Here is a 15,945-nt window from a genome sequence, read left to right on the forward strand (position 1 = left end):
CGGTCAGCCTTCCGATCCTCGCTGCCGCAGGTATTCCTCCACCAGCGCCAGCTGCTCCAGCGCTTCCGGGTGCCCGGCCGCGGCGGCGGCGCGGACCTGCGCGATGTCCGGATGCCGGACCACCAGCAGGATGTCCTCGCACTGCGGGCACAGGTATTCGCTCAGGTCCTCGTGCGGCTGCAGGCTCATGCCGCGGCTGTCGCCGCGCCATTCGCAGGCGGCGCACTCGATCCGGCGGCTGCGCCAGCCGGGCTGGAAATACTCGTCGACCAGTTCGGCCATCGTCTTCGGGTCCTCAGGGCAGGCGCTGGGCGAACAGCCAGTCCCACATCGCCGGGTCGGCGTAGGTGGCGTCCCAGGCGTTGTGGTTGCCGTCCGGGTATTCGGTGTAGCGGAAGTCGGCGCCGACCACGGCGGCGGCCCGGTGCAGGCGGCGGTCGTCGTCCGGAAGCACCAGGTCGTCGAGGGCGCCATGGAACATCCAGACCGGCACGTGCTTCAGGCGGGTGGCCAGCGCGGTATAGGGATCGGCCTCGCCGGCCACGGCGGTGACGAACAGGGTGGGGCGCACTGCACGCGGCGCGCGCACGCCGCCGCACACCGGCACCAGCGCGGCGAAGCGCCGCGGCGCCAGCAGCGCCGCTTCCCAGGTGCCGTAGCCGCCCATCGACATGCCGGTAGCGTAGGTGCGCGCCGGGTCGCCGCCGAACTCGGCGCTTGCCGCGTCCAGGGCGGCCAGCGCCATGCGCGCGTTGAAGCCCATCCACTCCTCGTTCTCCGGCACCTGCGGCATCACCACCAGCGCCGGGAAGCTGTCAGTGTTGCGGCGCAGCCAGGGCCCGAGGCCGGCGGTGGTCTGGGCATGGCCGTCGCGGCCGCGCTCGCCGGAGCCGTGCAGGAACAGCACCACCGGCAAAGGCCTGGCCGCCGCGGTCGCCGGCACGAACACCGCGTAGCGGAAGGACCGGCCTTCGAATTCGAGCGTGCGCTCGAGGAAATGGCCGCCGGCGGGGCGGTCCGGGCGGGACTGGCAGGCGCCCATCAGGATCGACAGCGACAGCAGGGCGGCAAGGAACAGGCAGGATCGCAGGCGCATCGCATTACACTCCTCCGCGGCGGGATGCCCAGCATAGGCCGGTGGGGCGAAGACGGCAGCATGGGCCGTGCCCGTGGAGGCGCCGGCATCCGGCGGACCGCGCTCAATGCAGCAGGATCAGGGTCGCCAGGCCGAGGAAGCAGAAGAAGCCCATCACGTCGGTGACCGCGGTGACCCCCACCGTGCCGGCCACCGCCGGGTCGATGTTCAGGCGCCTGAGCAGCAACGGCAGCAGCACCCCGGCGCTGGCGGCGGCGCAGAAGTTCAGCATCAGCGCCAGCGCGATCACCAGCGACAGCAGGAGGCTGTGGAACCAGAGGAAGGCGATCACGCCGACGATGCCGCCGATCAGCAGGCCGTTGATCAGCGCCACCCGGATCTCCTTCCACAACAGGATCCCGGCGTTGCTGGAACCGACCTGGCCCAGGGCCAGGCCGCGGACCATCAGGGTCAGCACCTGGACCGCGGCGTTGCCGCCGATGCCGGCCACGATCGGCATCAGCACCGCCAGGGCCACGATCTTCTGCAGGGTCACGTCGAACTGGTTGATCACCGTGGCCGCCAGGAAGGCCGTGAACAGGTTGATCCCCAGCCAGACCACGCGGCCGCGCACGGCGCGCCGGACCGGCGAGAACAGGTCCTCGTCCTCGTCCAGGCCGGCCGCGCCCATGGCCTGGTGCTCGGCCTGCTCGCGGATGATGTCGACCACGTCGTCGATGGTGATCCGGCCGAGCAGGATGTTGTTGTCGTCCACCACCGGTGCGGAGACCCAGTCGTGGTCGGAGAACTGGCGCGCCACTTCCTGGGCGCCTTCGCCCACGTCGATCGCCGGCTGCTCGTCGTCGATCAGGCGGTTGATCGGGGTGGAGTCCTCGTGGGTGACCAGGGCGGCCAGCGGCACCCGGCCCAGGTACTGGTGGCGGCGGCTGACCACGTACAGATGGTCGGTGTGGTCGGGCAGTTCGCCGCGCAGGCGCAGGTAGCGCAGGACCACGTCGACGTTGACGTCGGCGCGCACGGTGACCACGTCCGGGTTCATCAGGCGGCCGGCGCTGTCCTCGGGATAGGACAGGACCTGCTCCAGGCGCTCGCGGTTCTCGCGGTCCATCGACTTGAGGACTTCGTCGATGACCGTGTCCGGCAGGTCCTCGACCAGGTCGGCCAGGTCGTCGATGTCCAGGTCCTCGACCGCGGCGACCAGTTCGTCCGGGTCCATGTCGGCGATCAGGCTCTCGCGGACCTCCTCGCCGACGTGGACCAGCACTTCGCCGTCGTCCTCGGGATCGACCAGGCCCCAGACCACTTCGCGCTTGCCGGGCGGCAGCGATTCGAGCAGGTTGCCGATCTCGGCCGGGGACAGGGTGTTGACCAGCCGCCGCACCGGGCCGAGCCGGCCGCTGTCCAGGGCGTCGGACAGCATGCGCAGCTGGCGCGCGGTCTTGTCGTGGCGGACGGCTTCGGCCATGCGCGTCTCCGGTGGTTGGGGCCGCGAACCCGGAGGACGCGCGGCAGGTCAGGTGTCCATGCCGCGATTATCGCCCGCGCGTGTTGCATTGGTATAGAGCGCGCGGCTGCCCATGCGCGCGACGACCTACGTCTGCGTGGCCGCAGCCAGCCAGCGTTCGATCGCCCTGCGGTCGCGCGCCTGCAGCAGCTTCGGCGCGCCGGCCTGCAACGCGGCCAGGTCGCAGTCGCGGATGGCGCGGCGCAGCTCCAGCAGGTTGGCCGGGTGCAGGCTGAACTCGCGCAGGCCCAGGGCCAGCAGCAGCGGCGCCAGGCGCACGTCGCCGGCCATCTCGCCGCACACCGCCACCGGCACGCCGTGCTGGACGCCGGCGCCGATCACGTGCGCCAGCAGCCGCAAAACGCCCGGATGCAGTGGCGAGTAGAGGTCGCCGAGGGCGTCGTTGTTGCGGTCCACCGCCAGCAGGTACTGGACCAGGTCGTTGGTGCCGACCGAGAGGAAGTCCACGGCGTCGGCCAGGCCGTGCACGCCGATGGCCGCGGCCGGCACTTCGATCATCGCGCCCAGCGGCGGCGGCTCCACCGCGACGCCGTGCCGACGCACGCTCGCCACTGCGCGGGCCAGGCGCCGGCGTACGATCACCAGTTCCTCGCGGCAGGCGACCATCGGCACCAGCACCCGCACCGGGCCGTAGGCCGAGGCGCGAACGATCGCGCGCAGCTGGGTGTCGAACACGCGGTCGTACAGCAGGGACAGGCGCACGCCGCGCACGCCCAGCGCGGGGTTGTCCTCGTTGGCCAGGGCCAGGCCGGCGCGGTCGGCCTTGTCCGCGCCCAGGTCCAGGGTGCGGAAGGTGACCGGGCGGCCAGGCATGGCCAGGACCGCGTCGCGGTAGGCGAGGAACTGCTCCTCCTCGTCCGGCAGCTGCTCGCTCTGCAGGAACAGGAACTCGGTCCGGTACAGGCCCACGCCGGCCGCGCCCAGGGCGTGGGCGCGGGCCACGTCCTCGCGCGACTCGGCGTTGGCGTACACGGCGATGTCGATCCCGTCGCGGGTGCGGGTGGGCTTGCTGCGCAGGCGCTCCAGGTCGCGGCGCTCGCGTGCCTCCTGCTGCTCGCGGGCGCGGTAGTCGTGCAGTTCGGCGGCGTCGGGGTCGACCACCACCCGGCCGCTGTCGCCGTCGACCATGACCACGTCGCCGTCGTTGATCCGGGCCAGCGCCTCGGCCGCGCCCACCACCAGCGGCAGGTGCAGGCTGCGGGCCAGGATCGCGCTGTGCGAGAGCGGGCTGCCGGCGGCCGAGACGATCGCCACCACGCCCTGCGCCTGCAGCTGGGCGATCTCGGACGGGGCGACGTTTTCGCAGACCAGGATCTCGCCGGCGGTGCCGCGCGGCAGCGGTTCGCGCCGGTGCAGGTGGGCGTTGACCCGGCCGATGATATGGTCGAGGTCGTCCAGCCGCGCCTTCAGGTACGGGTCGTCCATCGACTCGAACACCGCCGCCAGGCGATCGCGCTGCACCCGCAGGGCGTAGCCGGCCGAATAGCGTTCCTGACGGATCAGCCCGTCCAGGGCCTGGACCAGCTCGGGGTCGTCCAGCAAAAGGGCGTGCAGGTCGATGAACTCGATCGCGTCCCGGGACAGGGCGCCCTGCAGCTTCTCGCGCAGGGTGCGCATCTCGGCGCGGGCGGCCTCCAGCGCGGCCTGCAGGCGCGCGGCCTCGGCCTCGACCTGGGCCGCGGGCACGTGCTGCTCGCCGATCTCCAGCGCATGCGGCAGGCGCACGCGCGCACGTCCCAGCGCCAGCCCGCGCGACGCGCCATGGCCGGCGAAGGACTGGGTCACCCCCGGGGTTCCCGGCGGGGTGCGGGCGTGACGCGGGCCGGGCCGCGGCTCATGCGTCCTCGTCGAAGCGGCGCTCGAACAGGGCCGCCAGCGCGTCCATGGCCGCGGCCTCGTCCTCGCCGTCGGTGCGGACGGTGATCGGGGTGCCCTGGCCGGCCGCCAGCAGCATCACCCCCATGATGCTCTTGGCGTTGACCTCGCGTCCCTTCGCCTGCAGGGTGACCGTGCAGCGGAACGGCGCCAGCACCTGCACCAGCTTGGCGGTGGCCCGAGCATGCAGGCCCAGGCGGTTGGAGACGGTGAGTTCACGTTCAAGCATCGTCGATGATCGCTCCATTGCGCGAGCCCGCCGCGGCGGTGGCGGGCAGTTGGTCCAGTCCCTGTTCCGGGTAGTTCATCACCCGCAGCAGCATCGGCAGGCTCAGCGCCGCCACCCGCCGGACGGGGGTGCCGAGCCGGGCGACCTTGACGGCCAGGTTGCTGGGGCTGGCGCCGTACAGGTCGGTCAGGACCAGCACGCCGTCGCCGCCGTCGACCCGGCGCAGGGCGGCCGAGGCCGCCGGCAGCAGCTGTTCGAGGTCGGCGTCGAACGGCACTTCGAAGGCTTCCGCCCGCAGCGGCAGGTTGCGCAGCAGGGCGGTCGCCACCGCAAGCAGTGCGGAGCCGACGCCGGGGTGGGTGATCAGGAGGATGCCACAGGCCATGGCGGAAAGTTAACAGAGCGCTATGACCGCCGTCAGTGGGTCGCGCCGGCTTTTTTGCCGGAAATCGCCGATGTCCCGGGTTGTCCTGCGTTGTCCCCGGGACGGGGCGGGAGATGCGGTCGGTTGCCGTGGGCCGGGTGCGTGGGAGCGGTCAGTCCTGTTCGCGGTGGTAGGTGGCCACCTCGTTCCAGCCCTGGGCGCGGGCGTGGGCGGCCAGGCGCTCGGCCAGGTAGACCGAGCGGTGCTTGCCGCCGGTGCAGCCGAAGGCCACGGTGACGTAGGCGCGGGTGTCGCTGCGCAGCTTGGGCAGCCAGGTGTCGAGGAACGCGGCGACCTGGCCCGCGTAGGCCTCCACCTCCGGCTGGGAGTCCAGGTAGTCGCGTACGCGCGGATCGCGACCGGTCAGCGGCCGCAGCTCGGGATCCCAGTGCGGATTGGGCAGGACCCGGGCGTCGAACACGAAGTCCGCCTCCTCCGGCACCCCACGCTTGTAGGCGAACGATTCGAACAGCAGGGACAGCCCCGGGCTGTGCTCCAGGGCGAAGCCGGTGATCACCTGGCGGCGCAGCTGGTGGACGTTGAGCCCGCTGGTGTCGATCACCGCGTCCGCTTCCTGGCGCAAAGGCTGGACCAGGGCGCGCTCGCTGGCGATGGCCTGCGGCAAGGACAGCCCCAGGCGGCTGAGCGGGTGCCGGCGGCGGGTGTCGGCGTAGCGGCGCAGCAGGATCTCGTCGTCGGCCTCGAAGAACAAAAGCTGCGCGTCCACCCCCAGCGAGGCCGCCGCCGCGCGCCATTCCGACAGCCGGCTCAGGTCGCTGTGGCGGCTGCGCACGTCGATGCCCACCGCCATCCGCTCGGGCAGGCCGTCGTCGCGGACCAGGGTGCGCACGAACGCCGGCAAAAGCTCGATCGGCAGGTTATCGACGCAGTAGTAGTCCAGGTCCTCGAAGGTCTTCAGCGCCACCGACTTGCCCGAGCCGGACAGGCCGCTGACGATGACCACGGTCGAGCGCGCGCTCATGTCCCGCGCCGCTCCAGCAGGTTGCTGTGGCGGGCGATGAACATGGCCGCCGGGTCGATGCCTTTGGTCCGCAGGATGTGCAGCCGGGTGGCGGCCTCGGTCAGCACCGCCAGGTTGCGGCCGGGCATCACCGGCAGGGTGATCAGCGGCACGTCCAGGTCGAGCACGTGGCGGGTCCCGGAGTCGCCGGTCAGGCGCTCGTAGCCGTGCGGGTTGGGCTCGGTCATGGGCCGGGTCAGGTGCACGATCAGGCGCAGGTACTTGTTCTTCTTGACCGCGGTGTCGCCGAACATCTCGCGCACGTTGAGCACGCCCAGGCCGCGCACCTCCAGCAGGTCCTGCAGCAGCTCCGGGCAGGTGCCGTCGAGCACGTCCGGGGCGATCTGGGTGAATTCCGGCGCATCGTCGGCGACCAGGCGGTGGCCGCGGCTGAGCAGTTCAAGCGCCAGCTCGCTCTTGCCCGAGCCGGCCTCGCCGGTGATCAGCACCCCGATCGAATAGATCTCCATGAACACCCCGTGCAGGGTGACTCGCGGTGCGAGCGTGCGGGCGAGGTGGTAGGAGAGGTGGTTGAGCAGTTCGTGGCCACGCTTGGGCGAGACCCACAAAGGCGTGTCGGTTTCCTCGGCGGCCGCGCGCAGGTCCTCCGGGCAGGACTGGTTCTTGCTGACCACCAGCGCCAGCGGCCGGAACTGGATGATCTTCTCGATCGTCTCCCAGCGCTGGCGCGAGTCCAGCGAATCCAGCCAGGCCAGCTCCTCGCTGCCCAGGATCTGGACCTTGTTGGGGTAGACGGCGTTGAGGTAGCCGGCCAGCGAGGGCCGGCGGGCGTTGGTCTCGCCGGATTCGATCTCGCGGACCTCGCCCTTGCGCCCGGCCAGCCAGCGCAGGGCCAGCTTCTCCTGCTGCTGCTCGAACAGCTCGCGCGCGGTGATGCTGGCGTTCCTCATGCGGCCCGTCTCGTCGGCTGGGGTCGCCGGATTGTCGCCCAAACCGGCGGCGCGTGGGCACCGCCGGCGGGAAGGCGCGCCTGTCCCGGGTCAGGGCTCAGAGCGCGTCGGACACCACCCGCGGGGCGTGGTGGTCCTGCTGCTTCTCCTTGTGCTTGAGGATCAGGCGGTCGAGCTTGTCGGCCAGCAGGTCGATGGCCGCGTACATGTTCTCGCCGTCGGCGTCGGCGTGCAGGGTCTTGCCGGGCACGACCAGGTCGGCGGTCGCGTGGTGCGAGGGCTTGCGCAGGCCCAGCTGGACCCGGACCTCGAGGGATTGCTCGAAATGGCGTCCGAGGCGCTGGAGCTTTTCCTCGACGTACTCGCGCAGGGCCGGGGTGACCTCGATCTGCTGGCCGTACGTTTCGATGCGCATCGTGAACCTCCTTGGTGGTTGCCGCGTGGGCGGCCCCGTCGATGCGGATGCCGCTGCGTCAGCCGATGCGGACCCGCTCGTGCGAAGCCGGAATGTTCATGGCTTCACGATACTTCGCCACCGTGCGTCGCGCCACCGGAATTCCACCCTGCTTGAGCAGCTCGGCCAGCTTGGCGTCAGACAAGGGCTTGCGCGGGTTCTCGCCGTCGATGAGACCGCGGATCATCGACTGGATCGCGGTGCTGGAGGCCTCGCCGCCACCGTCGGTGTCGATCCCGGAGGCGAAGAAGGACTTCAGCGGCAGGGTGCCGCGCGGGGTGCGCACGTACTTGCGGGCGATCGCGCGGGAGACGGTGGATTCGTGCAGCCCGACCTCGCCGGCGATCTCGCGCAGGGTCAGCGGGCGCAGGGCCTGTTCGCCGAACTCCAGGAACGCGGCCTGCTGGCGCAAAAGGCAGCGCATCACCTTGAGCAGGGTCTCGCCGCGCGCCTCCAGGCTCTTGAGCAGCCAGCGCGCCTCCTGCAGCTGGGTGCGCAGGTAGCCGGCGTCGCTCTCGCCGCAGCGGCGGATCATCTGCTCGTAGCCACGGTGGATCGACACCCGCGGCAGGGCCTGCTGCGACAAGGCCACCTTCCACACCCCGCGCTGGCGCCAGACCACGCAGTCGGGGACCACGTAGCTGTCGTGCTCCAGTTCGGCCAGCTGCTTGCCCGGGCGCGGGTCCAGCGAGCGCAGCAGCTGCACCGCCTGTTCCACCTCGGCCGGGGGGCAGCGCAGCTCGTGGGCGATGCCGTCGATGCCGCTGCGCGGCAGCCGTTCCAGCGGGCCGTCGACGATCCGCAGGGCCAGGGCGCGGCCGGGGGCGCACTCGGCCAGCACGTCCAGCTGCAGGCGCAGGCATTCGCCCAGGCTGCGCGCGGCGATGCCGACCGGGTCGAAGCGCTGCAGCTGGTGCAGCACGGTCAGGATTTCGTCCTCGCCGGCGTGGATCTCCGGCAAAAGGGTCTCGGCGATGGCGGCCAGCGGCTCGCGCAGGTAGCCGTCCTCGTCCAGGGCGTCGATCAGGGCCGCGCCGATGTGGCGGTCGCGCTCGGACAGGTGCGACAGGTGCAGCTGCCAGAGCAGGTGGTCAGCCAGGGTCTCCGGCTCGGCCACGCGCTCGGCGGCGCTGTCGCGCTCGTCGTCGTCGTAGCTGCCGCCGCCATTGCCTTCCCACGCCGGCTCTTCGCTGGACCAGTCGCCGTCGTCGGCCGCCTCGGCCGGCGGCGCATCCTCACCGCCGCCCTCGGCCGGGTCGGCGCTGCCTTCGCCGGCGGGCGTCTCCTGCGCGGCCTCGTCGGCCCATTCCAGCAGGGGATTGGTCTCGATCGCCTCGGCGACCTCGGCCTGCAGTTCCAGGGTGGACATCTGCAACAGGCGGATGGCCTGGCGCAGCTGCGGCGTCATGACCAGTTGCTGTCCCAGCGATGTCTGCAGCCGTGCCTTCATGTCCCTGCCAGGTGTGGAGCGACGGGGCTGCAGGCCGGGGGGACGGCTCCTGTTCGGAAACTACAGGCGGAAGGTATCCCCGAGGTAGACCCGACGCACGTCCGGATCGGCCAGCAGCGCGTCCGGCGCCCCCTGCGCCAGCACGCTTCCCTCGGCGAGGATATACGCCCGGTCGCAGATTCCCAAGGTCTCGCGCACGTTGTGGTCGGTGATCAGCACGCCGATGCCGCGGTTCTTGAGGTGGGTGACGATGCGCTGGATCTCGCCGACCGAGATCGGGTCCACGCCGGCGAACGGCTCGTCCAGCAGCATCAGCCGCGGCCGCGCGGCCAGGGCCCGGGCGATCTCGCAGCGGCGGCGCTCGCCGCCGGACAGGCTGGCGCCGAGCTGGTCGGCGACGTGGCCGATCTGCAGCTCGTCCAGCAGGGCCGAAAGCTCGCGCTCCAGGGCGGCCTCGCCCTTGAGGTCCTCGCGCAGCTCCAGCACCAGGCGCAGGTTGTCGGCCACGCTGAGCTTGCGGAACACCGACGGTTCCTGCGGCAGGTAACCCACGCCCAGGCGGGCGCGGGTGTACATCGCCTCGCCGGTGATGTCGCGGCCGTCGAGCACGATCCGGCCGGCGTCGGCGGCCACCAGGCCGACGATCATGTAGAAGCAGGTGGTCTTGCCGGCGCCGTTGGGGCCGAGCAGGCCGACCACCTCGCCGGCATCCAGCGTCAGCCCGAACTCGCGCACCACCTCGCGCTGCTTGTACTTCTTGCGCAGGCCTTCGGCGACCAGCATCAGTCGGCTTCCTTCTTCGCCGGGGCCTGGGACTGGGCGCGCGGCTGGATCACGGTGCGCACCCGGCTGCCGTCGCCGCCGCTCTGCATCTGCCCGCTGGCCATGTTGTAGACCATGCGCTGGCCGCTGTTGCTGCCGCGCGGCGACTCGACCTGGTAGTTGCCGGTGAGGGTCAGGATCTCCTTCTTCGGCTCGTAGACGATGCGGTCGGCGCGCGCGTTCATCGCGGTGCCGTCGTCCATCTGCTGCTTCATCGTGGCCTGCTTGCCAGTCAGGATCACCTGGTCGATCTCGCCGTTGCGCTGCACGATCTCGGCGCGCGCGGCGCGGATGTCCAGGGTGCCCTGGGTGATGACCACGCTGCCGTTGAAGATGCAGCGGGAGTTGGCCTGGGCCTGGTTGCAGTCGGAGTCGTCCGCGTCCAGGGTCATCGGCTCGTTGCGGTCGGTGGACTTGGCCGCGGCCGGCGCCGGGGCGAGCACCGACGCCAGCGCGAGCGCGGCCAGGGCCGCTCCGGGAAGCAGGCTAGCGGCGCGCGGAAGGTTCATAGCGGGTCCTGACCTTGGAGAGGAGGCGGTACTGGCGGGACTTGAGGTTGGCCTGCAGGCCGGTGCCGGTCTGGATGATACCGGGCTGGCGCAGTTCGACCGGCTGGTCGGTGCGGGCCAGGTCCTGGTCCGGCAGCAGTTCCAGGCGGGTGGTGCGGAAGCTTGTGGGCATGCCGGCGGCCGGGTCGCTGTCGCCGGCGACATTGCCGTCCAGGCGGACCCGGTCGGCCTCGGGACTGACCCAGCCGCGATCGGCGCGCAGCCGCCAGGGGCCCTGCTCGGCGGGCACCAGGAACAGCGGGGTGGCGATGTCCAGGCTCCGGTCCTCGCGGCTGCGCTGCAGCTGCGGCGCCTGCAGCCGCACAGACTCGGCGCCGTCCTTGCCGAGCACCACCAGCTCGAAGTCGCGCAGCACGTAGTCCGAGCGCTGGGCCTGGGCCGCGGTCGGCGCATCGCGCCCGCGCATGCGCCAGGCCGACCAGCCCGACACCAGGGCGGCGACCAGCAGCAGGCCCAGGCCGGTGCGCCAGCTCATGCCCGGCGCCCGTCGCGCGCGCCGTGGCCGCCGGCGAGGATCTCGGCGACGTGGCCCTGGGCGGCCAGCAGAACGTCGCAGACCTCGCGCACCGCGCCTTCGCCGGCACGGCCGTGGGTGCGCCAGTGCACGACCTCGGCGATCCAGGGATGGGCGTTGGCCGGGGCCACGGACAGGCCGACCGCGCGCAGGCAGTCCAGGTCCGGCAGGTCGTCGCCGACGAAGCAGGTGCGCTCGCGCGACAGGCCGTGGCGTTCGATCAGCGCATCCATGCAGGCCAGCTTGTCGAGCACGCCGATGTGGGTCTCCAGGCCGAGGTCGGCGCCGCGCTTCTGCGCCACCAGGCTGGGCCGGGCGGTGATCAGGGCGACGTGGAAGCCGAAGCGGCGCAGCTGGGTCAGGCCCTGGCCGTCGAGCACGCTGAAGGACTTCATCTCGTTGCCGGCGCTGTCGAAGTACAGGCGACCGTCGGTCAGGGTGCCGTCCACGTCCAGGCAGACCAGGCCGATCCGGCGGGCGCGTTCGTGGATGTCGGGGGCGACGCTGGCGAGCGGGTCGTAGGGCACGAAGGATCCGGTGGGCATGGAGTGCGGTTAAACCACGCGCGCGCGCAACAGGTCGTGAATGTTGAGCGCGCCGACCGCGCGGCCGTCGGCGTCGACCACCACCAGGCCGTTGATCTGGTGCCGTTCCATCAGGTGTGCGGCCTCGGCGGCCATCTGGCTGGCGTCGATGGTGCGCGGATTGCGGGTCATCACCTCGGCGATCCGCGCCTGGCGCACGTCGATCCCGCGGTCCAGGGCGCGGCGCAGGTCGCCGTCGGTGAAGATCCCGGCCAGGCGGCCGTCGGCGGCGGCCACCGCGGTCATGCCCAGGCGCTTGCGGCTCATCTCCACCAGCGCCTCGGCGACGCTGGCGTCCGCGCCGACCTGCGGCAGTTCCTCGCCGCCGTGCATGACGTCGGTGATGTGCAGCAACAGGCGCCGGCCGAGGCTGCCGGCCGGGTGCGAGCGGGCGAAGTCGTCGGCGGTGAAGCCGCGCGCCTCCAGCAGGGCCACCGCCAGCGCATCGCCCATCGCCAGCGAGGCGGTGGTCGAGGAGGTCGGGGCCAGGTGCAGGGGGCAGGCCTCGGCCGGCACGCTGACGTCCAGGTGCACGTCGGCCTCGCGGCCGAGGCTGGATTGCGGCCGGCCGGTCATCGCGATCACCGGGTTGCCCTGGCGGCGCAGCGCCGGCAGCAGCATCAGCACCTCGTCCGATTCGCCCGAGTAGGACAGGGCCAGGACCACGTCGGCATCGGTGATCATGCCCAGGTCGCCGTGGCCGGCCTCGCCGGGATGGACGAAGAACGCCGGGGTGCCGGTGGAGGCCAGGGTCGCGGCGATCTTGCGCGCCACGTGCCCGGACTTGCCCATGCCGGTGCATACCACACGCCCCTTGCAGGCCAGGATCCGCCGGCAGGCCTGGGCGAAGGCCTCGCCGACGCGGGCGCCGACCGCCTCCAGGGCCTGTGCCTCGACCGCGAACACCTGCCGGCCGCTGGCGGCCAGGCCGTCGGCGTCGGACAGGGGAGCGGCGGGACGGGAGCTGGCGGGAGCGGTCATGCGCATCAGGCCCGGGATGCCCCGGATTCGCTAGACTATGGCGCTTCATTCTAGGCCAAAGCGCTCCATGGACGCCGATACCATCGCCCGCATGATCGAAGCCGGCCTGCCCGGGGCCCAGGCCCGGGTGCAGGGCGACGACGGCGTGCACTTCGAGGCCACCGTGGTCTGCGCCGCGTTCGCCGGCAAGCTGCCGCTGGCGCGCCACCGCATGGTCTATGCGACCCTCGGCGAGCTGATGGGCGGGGCGATCCACGCCCTGGCGCTGAAGACCGTCACCCCCGACGAAGCGGCCTGATCGCGCACCTTTCCCGGCGTGGCCATGCGGCCGCGCCTCCGCCTCCAACCCCTAAAGGCCCGATGCAGAAGATCGTAGTCAGCGGCGGCGTGCCGCTCCACGGCGAAGTCGCCATCTCCGGCGCCAAGAACGCCGTGCTGCCCATCCTGTGCGCGACCCTGCTGGCCGACGCGCCGGTGGAGATCCTCAACGTCCCGCACCTGCACGATGTGGTCACCACCATCAAGCTGCTGGGCGAGCTGGGGGCGACGGTCGAGTTCGACCAGGGCACGCTTGCGCGCGGCAGCAGCCTGGTGGTCGACCCGCGCACGGTGAACCAGCACGTGGCGCCGTACGAGCTGGTCAAGACCATGCGCGCCTCGATCCTGGTGCTGGGCCCGTTGCTGGCGCGGCACGGCGCGGCCGAGGTCTCGCTGCCCGGCGGCTGCGCGATCGGCTCGCGGCCGGTGGACCAGCACATCAAGGGCCTGCAGGCGCTGGGCGCGGAGATCAGCGTCGAGAACGGCTTCATCAAGGCCCGCGCCGACCGCCTGAAGGGCGCGCGCTACGTGTTCGACATGGTCACCGTAACCGGCACCGAGAACGTGATGGCCGCCGCGACCCTGGCCGAAGGCACCACGGTGCTGGAGAACGCGGCGATGGAGCCGGAGGTCACCGACCTGGCCGACTGCCTCAACGCGCTCGGGGCGCGGATCGAGGGTGCCGGCACGTCGCGGATCACCATCCACGGGGTGGAGCGCCTGAACGGAGGCCGCCACGCGGTGCTGCCGGACCGGATCGAGACCGGCACCTTCCTGGTCGCCGCGGCGATGACCGGCGGCCGCGTCGTTGCCCGCAATGCGCGCCCGGGCACCCTGGATGCGGTGCTGGACAAGCTCACCGAGGCCGGCGCGGAGATTTCCACCACCGCCGACAGCATCACCCTGGACATGGGCGGGCGGCGGCCGAAGGCGGTCGACCTGACCACCGCGCCGTACCCGGCGTTCCCGACCGACATGCAGGCGCAGTTCATGGCGCTCAACTGCGTGGCCGACGGGGTGGGGGTGATCAGCGAGACGATCTTCGAAAACCGCTTCATGCACGTCAACGAGCTGCTGCGCCTGGGCGCGGACATCCGCATCGACGGGCACACGGCGATCGTGCGCGGGGTGGAGCGGCTGAGCGGGGCGCCGGTGATGGCCACCGACCTGCGCGCCTCGGCTTCGCTGATCCTGGCCGGGCTGGTGGCGCAGGGCGACACCACCATCGACCGCATCTACCACCTGGACCGCGGCTACGAGAACATCGAGGAGAAGCTCGGTGCGCTCGGTGCGCGGATCCGTCGGGTGAACGGCTGAGGGCGGGGCGATGCTGCTGCGCGGGCGGATGACGAGGCGGCGGGGGATCCTGCTGGGGATCCTGGCGTTGCTTCTGCTGGCGGTCGGCGTGGCCGCCTGGCTGGGGATGGCGGGTACCCGCGGCATCAGGACCGAGGACATGGACTGGAACGGCGACGGCCAAGTCGGCCGCGGCGAGATCCTGCAGTCCTTCTACGCGGTGGTCGCCGAGAACAAGCGCGACGGCAGCCGCGAGTGCACGACCTTCCGCTGGTATCGCAGCGGCGAGGCGATCCGGGTGGACTGTCGGACGGTGTTCGGCGAGCAGGACGCGCCGGCGGAGTAGCCGCTGCTGGTGCCGCAAGGAAACGCCGGGCGCAACCGGCGCTCAGTTCACCGACTGCAGGGTCAGGTCGATGGTGTCCTTGCCGCCTTCGCGCTGGAGGATGCGTGCGGGCACCGGCATGCCGGGGACGATCCAGGCCACGGTCTCGCGGTCGTCGTCGCGGCGCACCACCTTGGTCGCCTGGCGGGCGCGCCCGGCCACGGTGATCTGCTCGCGGCCGGCGACCTCGTAGCTCATCGCCTTGACCCGGCCTTCGTCGACCATGCGGTAGTTCAGCGGCTTGCCGTCGGCGACGTCGCGGACCACGGCCAGGTTGATCAGCAGGGCGTCCATGTCGCCGGGCTGCAGCGCCACCGGGCCGCGGCGTTCGGGCTTGACGTCGCCGCTCCAGGTGGCCTGGCCGGCGTTCCAGTCGTAGCTGGCCTGGACCGACTTGCGCTTGATCAGCGCGACCGAACGGTCGGTGCTGCTGAGCGGGCGCAGGCGGCCCTGGTGCTCGTCGAACACGGTGTTCTGGCTCAGGTCGGCGACCTGGTTGCGGATGTTGAGGCTGTACTTCCAGCGGTTGCCGTCGCGGGCCAGGGTCATGTTGCCGTTGGCCTGCATGCCCAGGTAGCTGGCGCGGTAGCTGGCGTTGAACGGAGCCAGGGCGGCGGCCTGGGCGGCGCCGGCGGCGGCCAGCAGCAGGAGGGCCGCCGCGGCGATGCGCAGGCGCGGGATGTCACGGAAGGGATGGGGGCGGATGTCCATGCTCATGCTCCTCGGTATTCCACCAGTCTCAGGTCGATTTCTTCCTCGCCGTCCTTGCGCTGCAGGATCCGGATCGGGGTCGGGACGCCACTGGCGACCCACAGCACGGTCTCGTCGCCGTCGTGGTCGGTGCGGGCCACGCGCAGGGCGTCGTAGCTCATGTCGCCCACCGCCAGGGGTTCGGGCTCGGCCGCCACCTGGTAGACGTGGTCGCGGACGCGGCCGCCGTCGACGAAGCGGTAGTGCAGGGTGGCGCCGGGGCGGGCGTCGCGGATCACCGCCAGGTTGATCAGCAGGGCGCTCATGTCGCCCGGCTGCAGGGCCACCGGCTGCCGGCGTTCCTTCTTCAGGTCTCCGTCCCAGTGGGCCTGCATCGCGTTCCAGTCGTAGCTGCCGGTGACCCGCTTGTCCATCAGCACGGCCTTGCGCACGGTGCTCTGGCTGAGCGGACGGTAGCCGCCTTCGCCATTCTCGAACACGGTGCTCTGCTGGATGTTGAGCCGGGCCAGGCCGGCCAGTCCGCGCTCGCCGCGGATGGCCAGGTCGACCCGCCAGCGCTCACCTTCGGCGCGGACCACCTGCATGGTCGCGTCGCCGGCCTGGCGGCCGCGGTACCAGGCGTCGTAGGTGGCCACGAACGGCTCCAGCGCCATGCGCGCAGGCGCCGCGGTTTCTTCGGCAGGTGCGGCGATGGCAGCGGCCGGCGGCAACTGGGCCGTGGCCAGGCCTGGAAGGCAGGCGGCGAGCAGCAGCAGGATCGGGCGTCGCAGCGGGCGGGGG

At 71.7% G+C, this 15,945-nt stretch carries 20 protein-coding genes; 3 read left to right on the forward strand and 17 right to left on the reverse strand.

Annotated features, from left to right (window positions below):
• Positions 1-3: 3 nt before the first annotated feature.
• The 15 genes from CSC62_RS13875 to CSC62_RS13945 all read right to left on the reverse strand — a co-directional run bounded on the left by CSC62_RS13875 (position 4) and on the right by CSC62_RS13945 (position 12,455).
• Positions 4-282, reverse strand: coding sequence for a hypothetical protein (locus CSC62_RS13875; RefSeq protein WP_162407276.1), 279 nt, complete (start codon positions 280-282; stop codon positions 4-6).
• Between the two features lie 13 nt (positions 283-295).
• Complete coding sequence (locus CSC62_RS13880; protein WP_162407277.1) at positions 296-1,096, reverse strand: carboxylesterase family protein; 801 nt, start codon at positions 1,094-1,096, stop codon at positions 296-298.
• A gap of 103 nt (positions 1,097-1,199) precedes the next feature.
• Entirely contained in the window at positions 1,200-2,561 is a 1,362-nt protein-coding gene (gene mgtE, locus CSC62_RS13885) for a magnesium transporter (RefSeq protein ID WP_162407278.1), read from the reverse strand.
• 126 nt (positions 2,562-2,687) lie between these two features.
• Complete coding sequence (gene ptsP, locus CSC62_RS13890) at positions 2,688-4,406, reverse strand: phosphoenolpyruvate--protein phosphotransferase (protein WP_162407279.1); 1,719 nt, start codon at positions 4,404-4,406, stop codon at positions 2,688-2,690.
• 49 nt (positions 4,407-4,455) lie between these two features.
• The gene (locus CSC62_RS13895; RefSeq protein ID WP_162407280.1) at positions 4,456-4,725 is read right to left on the reverse strand and encodes an HPr family phosphocarrier protein; all 270 of its coding nucleotides are present in this window, start codon (positions 4,723-4,725) and stop codon (positions 4,456-4,458) included.
• The gene (locus CSC62_RS13900; RefSeq protein ID WP_162407281.1) at positions 4,718-5,110 is read right to left on the reverse strand and encodes a PTS sugar transporter subunit IIA; all 393 of its coding nucleotides are present in this window, start codon (positions 5,108-5,110) and stop codon (positions 4,718-4,720) included. Before CSC62_RS13900 ends, CSC62_RS13895 begins: the two co-directional genes overlap by 8 nt.
• A gap of 151 nt (positions 5,111-5,261) precedes the next feature.
• Positions 5,262-6,131 (reverse strand): RNase adapter RapZ, encoded by an 870-nt coding sequence (gene rapZ / locus CSC62_RS13905; protein ID WP_162407282.1) that lies wholly within the window; start codon positions 6,129-6,131, stop codon positions 5,262-5,264.
• Positions 6,128-7,081: an HPr(Ser) kinase/phosphatase gene (hprK, locus tag CSC62_RS13910; protein WP_162407283.1), complete on the reverse strand. Its 954-nt coding sequence runs from the start codon at positions 7,079-7,081 to the stop codon at positions 6,128-6,130. Before hprK ends, rapZ begins: the two co-directional genes overlap by 4 nt.
• A gap of 97 nt (positions 7,082-7,178) precedes the next feature.
• Positions 7,179-7,496: a ribosome hibernation-promoting factor, HPF/YfiA family gene (gene hpf, locus CSC62_RS13915; protein WP_162407284.1), complete on the reverse strand. Its 318-nt coding sequence runs from the start codon at positions 7,494-7,496 to the stop codon at positions 7,179-7,181.
• Positions 7,497-7,554: 58 nt separating this feature from the next.
• Positions 7,555-8,985 (reverse strand): RNA polymerase factor sigma-54, encoded by a 1,431-nt coding sequence (locus CSC62_RS13920; RefSeq protein WP_162407285.1) that lies wholly within the window; start codon positions 8,983-8,985, stop codon positions 7,555-7,557.
• A 60-nt stretch (positions 8,986-9,045) separates the two neighbouring features.
• Complete coding sequence (gene lptB, locus CSC62_RS13925) at positions 9,046-9,768, reverse strand: LPS export ABC transporter ATP-binding protein (RefSeq protein ID WP_162407286.1); 723 nt, start codon at positions 9,766-9,768, stop codon at positions 9,046-9,048.
• A complete protein-coding gene (lptA, locus tag CSC62_RS13930) occupies positions 9,768-10,292 on the reverse strand; it encodes a lipopolysaccharide transport periplasmic protein LptA (protein WP_425502032.1) in 525 nt (174 codons plus the stop codon). Before lptA ends, lptB begins: the two co-directional genes overlap by 1 nt.
• Before the next feature lies 1 nt (position 10,293).
• Entirely contained in the window at positions 10,294-10,851 is a 558-nt protein-coding gene (lptC, locus tag CSC62_RS13935) for an LPS export ABC transporter periplasmic protein LptC (protein ID WP_162407288.1), read from the reverse strand.
• On the reverse strand, positions 10,848-11,417 hold the full coding sequence (locus CSC62_RS13940; protein WP_211369017.1) for a KdsC family phosphatase: 570 nt from the start codon (positions 11,415-11,417) through the stop codon (positions 10,848-10,850). Before CSC62_RS13940 ends, lptC begins: the two co-directional genes overlap by 4 nt.
• Before the next feature lie 27 nt (positions 11,418-11,444).
• Positions 11,445-12,455 carry a KpsF/GutQ family sugar-phosphate isomerase gene (locus CSC62_RS13945; protein ID WP_162407290.1) on the reverse strand — a complete coding sequence of 337 codons (1,011 nt, stop codon included), beginning with the start codon at positions 12,453-12,455 and terminating at the stop codon, positions 11,445-11,447.
• 67 nt (positions 12,456-12,522) lie between these two features.
• Here CSC62_RS13945 and CSC62_RS13950 point away from each other — a divergent pair, with 67 nt between their 5' ends.
• From CSC62_RS13950 to CSC62_RS13960, 3 genes are all read left to right on the forward strand, one after another.
• Positions 12,523-12,753, forward strand: coding sequence for a BolA family protein (locus CSC62_RS13950; RefSeq protein WP_162407291.1), 231 nt, complete (start codon positions 12,523-12,525; stop codon positions 12,751-12,753).
• A gap of 62 nt (positions 12,754-12,815) precedes the next feature.
• Positions 12,816-14,090, forward strand: a complete 1,275-nt coding sequence (gene murA, locus CSC62_RS13955; protein WP_162407292.1) for a UDP-N-acetylglucosamine 1-carboxyvinyltransferase — start codon at positions 12,816-12,818, stop codon at positions 14,088-14,090.
• Positions 14,091-14,100: 10 nt separating this feature from the next.
• Positions 14,101-14,415, forward strand: a complete 315-nt coding sequence (locus CSC62_RS13960) for a hypothetical protein (protein ID WP_162407293.1) — start codon at positions 14,101-14,103, stop codon at positions 14,413-14,415.
• Between the two features lie 42 nt (positions 14,416-14,457).
• On the opposite strand, the gene CSC62_RS13965 is transcribed toward CSC62_RS13960, so the two are convergent.
• The gene (locus CSC62_RS13965; RefSeq protein WP_162407294.1) at positions 14,458-15,165 is read right to left on the reverse strand and encodes a DUF3108 domain-containing protein; all 708 of its coding nucleotides are present in this window, start codon (positions 15,163-15,165) and stop codon (positions 14,458-14,460) included.
• A 2-nt stretch (positions 15,166-15,167) separates the two neighbouring features.
• Positions 15,168-15,935, reverse strand: coding sequence for a DUF3108 domain-containing protein (locus tag CSC62_RS13970; RefSeq protein WP_162407300.1), 768 nt, complete (start codon positions 15,933-15,935; stop codon positions 15,168-15,170).
• Positions 15,936-15,945 lie beyond the last annotated feature (10 nt).

Source organism: Pseudoxanthomonas jiangsuensis (assembly GCF_010093185.1).
In the GTDB taxonomy this organism is placed as follows: Bacteria; Pseudomonadota; Gammaproteobacteria; order Xanthomonadales; family Xanthomonadaceae; genus Pseudoxanthomonas; species Pseudoxanthomonas jiangsuensis.

What these genes read in the sequence shown, in the direction of transcription:
- CSC62_RS13875 (WP_162407276.1), bottom strand. Translation starts at nt 282, where the DNA reads ATGGCCGAACTGGTCGACGAGTATTTCCAGCCCGGCTGGCGCAGCCGC.
- CSC62_RS13880 (WP_162407277.1), bottom strand. Translation starts at nt 1,096, where the DNA reads ATGCGCCTGCGATCCTGCCTGTTCCTTGCCGCCCTGCTGTCGCTGTCG.
- mgtE (WP_162407278.1), bottom strand. Translation starts at nt 2,561, where the DNA reads ATGGCCGAAGCCGTCCGCCACGACAAGACCGCGCGCCAGCTGCGCATG.
- CSC62_RS13895 (WP_162407280.1), bottom strand. Translation starts at nt 4,725, where the DNA reads ATGCTTGAACGTGAACTCACCGTCTCCAACCGCCTGGGCCTGCATGCT.
- CSC62_RS13900 (WP_162407281.1), bottom strand. Translation starts at nt 5,110, where the DNA reads ATGGCCTGTGGCATCCTCCTGATCACCCACCCCGGCGTCGGCTCCGCA.
- rapZ (WP_162407282.1), bottom strand. Translation starts at nt 6,131, where the DNA reads ATGAGCGCGCGCTCGACCGTGGTCATCGTCAGCGGCCTGTCCGGCTCG.
- hprK (WP_162407283.1), bottom strand. Translation starts at nt 7,081, where the DNA reads ATGAGGAACGCCAGCATCACCGCGCGCGAGCTGTTCGAGCAGCAGCAG.
- hpf (WP_162407284.1), bottom strand. Translation starts at nt 7,496, where the DNA reads ATGCGCATCGAAACGTACGGCCAGCAGATCGAGGTCACCCCGGCCCTG.
- CSC62_RS13920 (WP_162407285.1), bottom strand. Translation starts at nt 8,985, where the DNA reads ATGAAGGCACGGCTGCAGACATCGCTGGGACAGCAACTGGTCATGACG.
- lptB (WP_162407286.1), bottom strand. Translation starts at nt 9,768, where the DNA reads ATGCTGGTCGCCGAAGGCCTGCGCAAGAAGTACAAGCAGCGCGAGGTG.
- lptC (WP_162407288.1), bottom strand. Translation starts at nt 10,851, where the DNA reads ATGAGCTGGCGCACCGGCCTGGGCCTGCTGCTGGTCGCCGCCCTGGTG.
- CSC62_RS13945 (WP_162407290.1), bottom strand. Translation starts at nt 12,455, where the DNA reads ATGACCGCTCCCGCCAGCTCCCGTCCCGCCGCTCCCCTGTCCGACGCC.
- CSC62_RS13950 (WP_162407291.1), top strand. Translation starts at nt 12,523, where the DNA reads ATGGACGCCGATACCATCGCCCGCATGATCGAAGCCGGCCTGCCCGGG.
- murA (WP_162407292.1), top strand. Translation starts at nt 12,816, where the DNA reads ATGCAGAAGATCGTAGTCAGCGGCGGCGTGCCGCTCCACGGCGAAGTC.
- CSC62_RS13960 (WP_162407293.1), top strand. Translation starts at nt 14,101, where the DNA reads ATGCTGCTGCGCGGGCGGATGACGAGGCGGCGGGGGATCCTGCTGGGG.
- CSC62_RS13965 (WP_162407294.1), bottom strand. Translation starts at nt 15,165, where the DNA reads ATGGACATCCGCCCCCATCCCTTCCGTGACATCCCGCGCCTGCGCATC.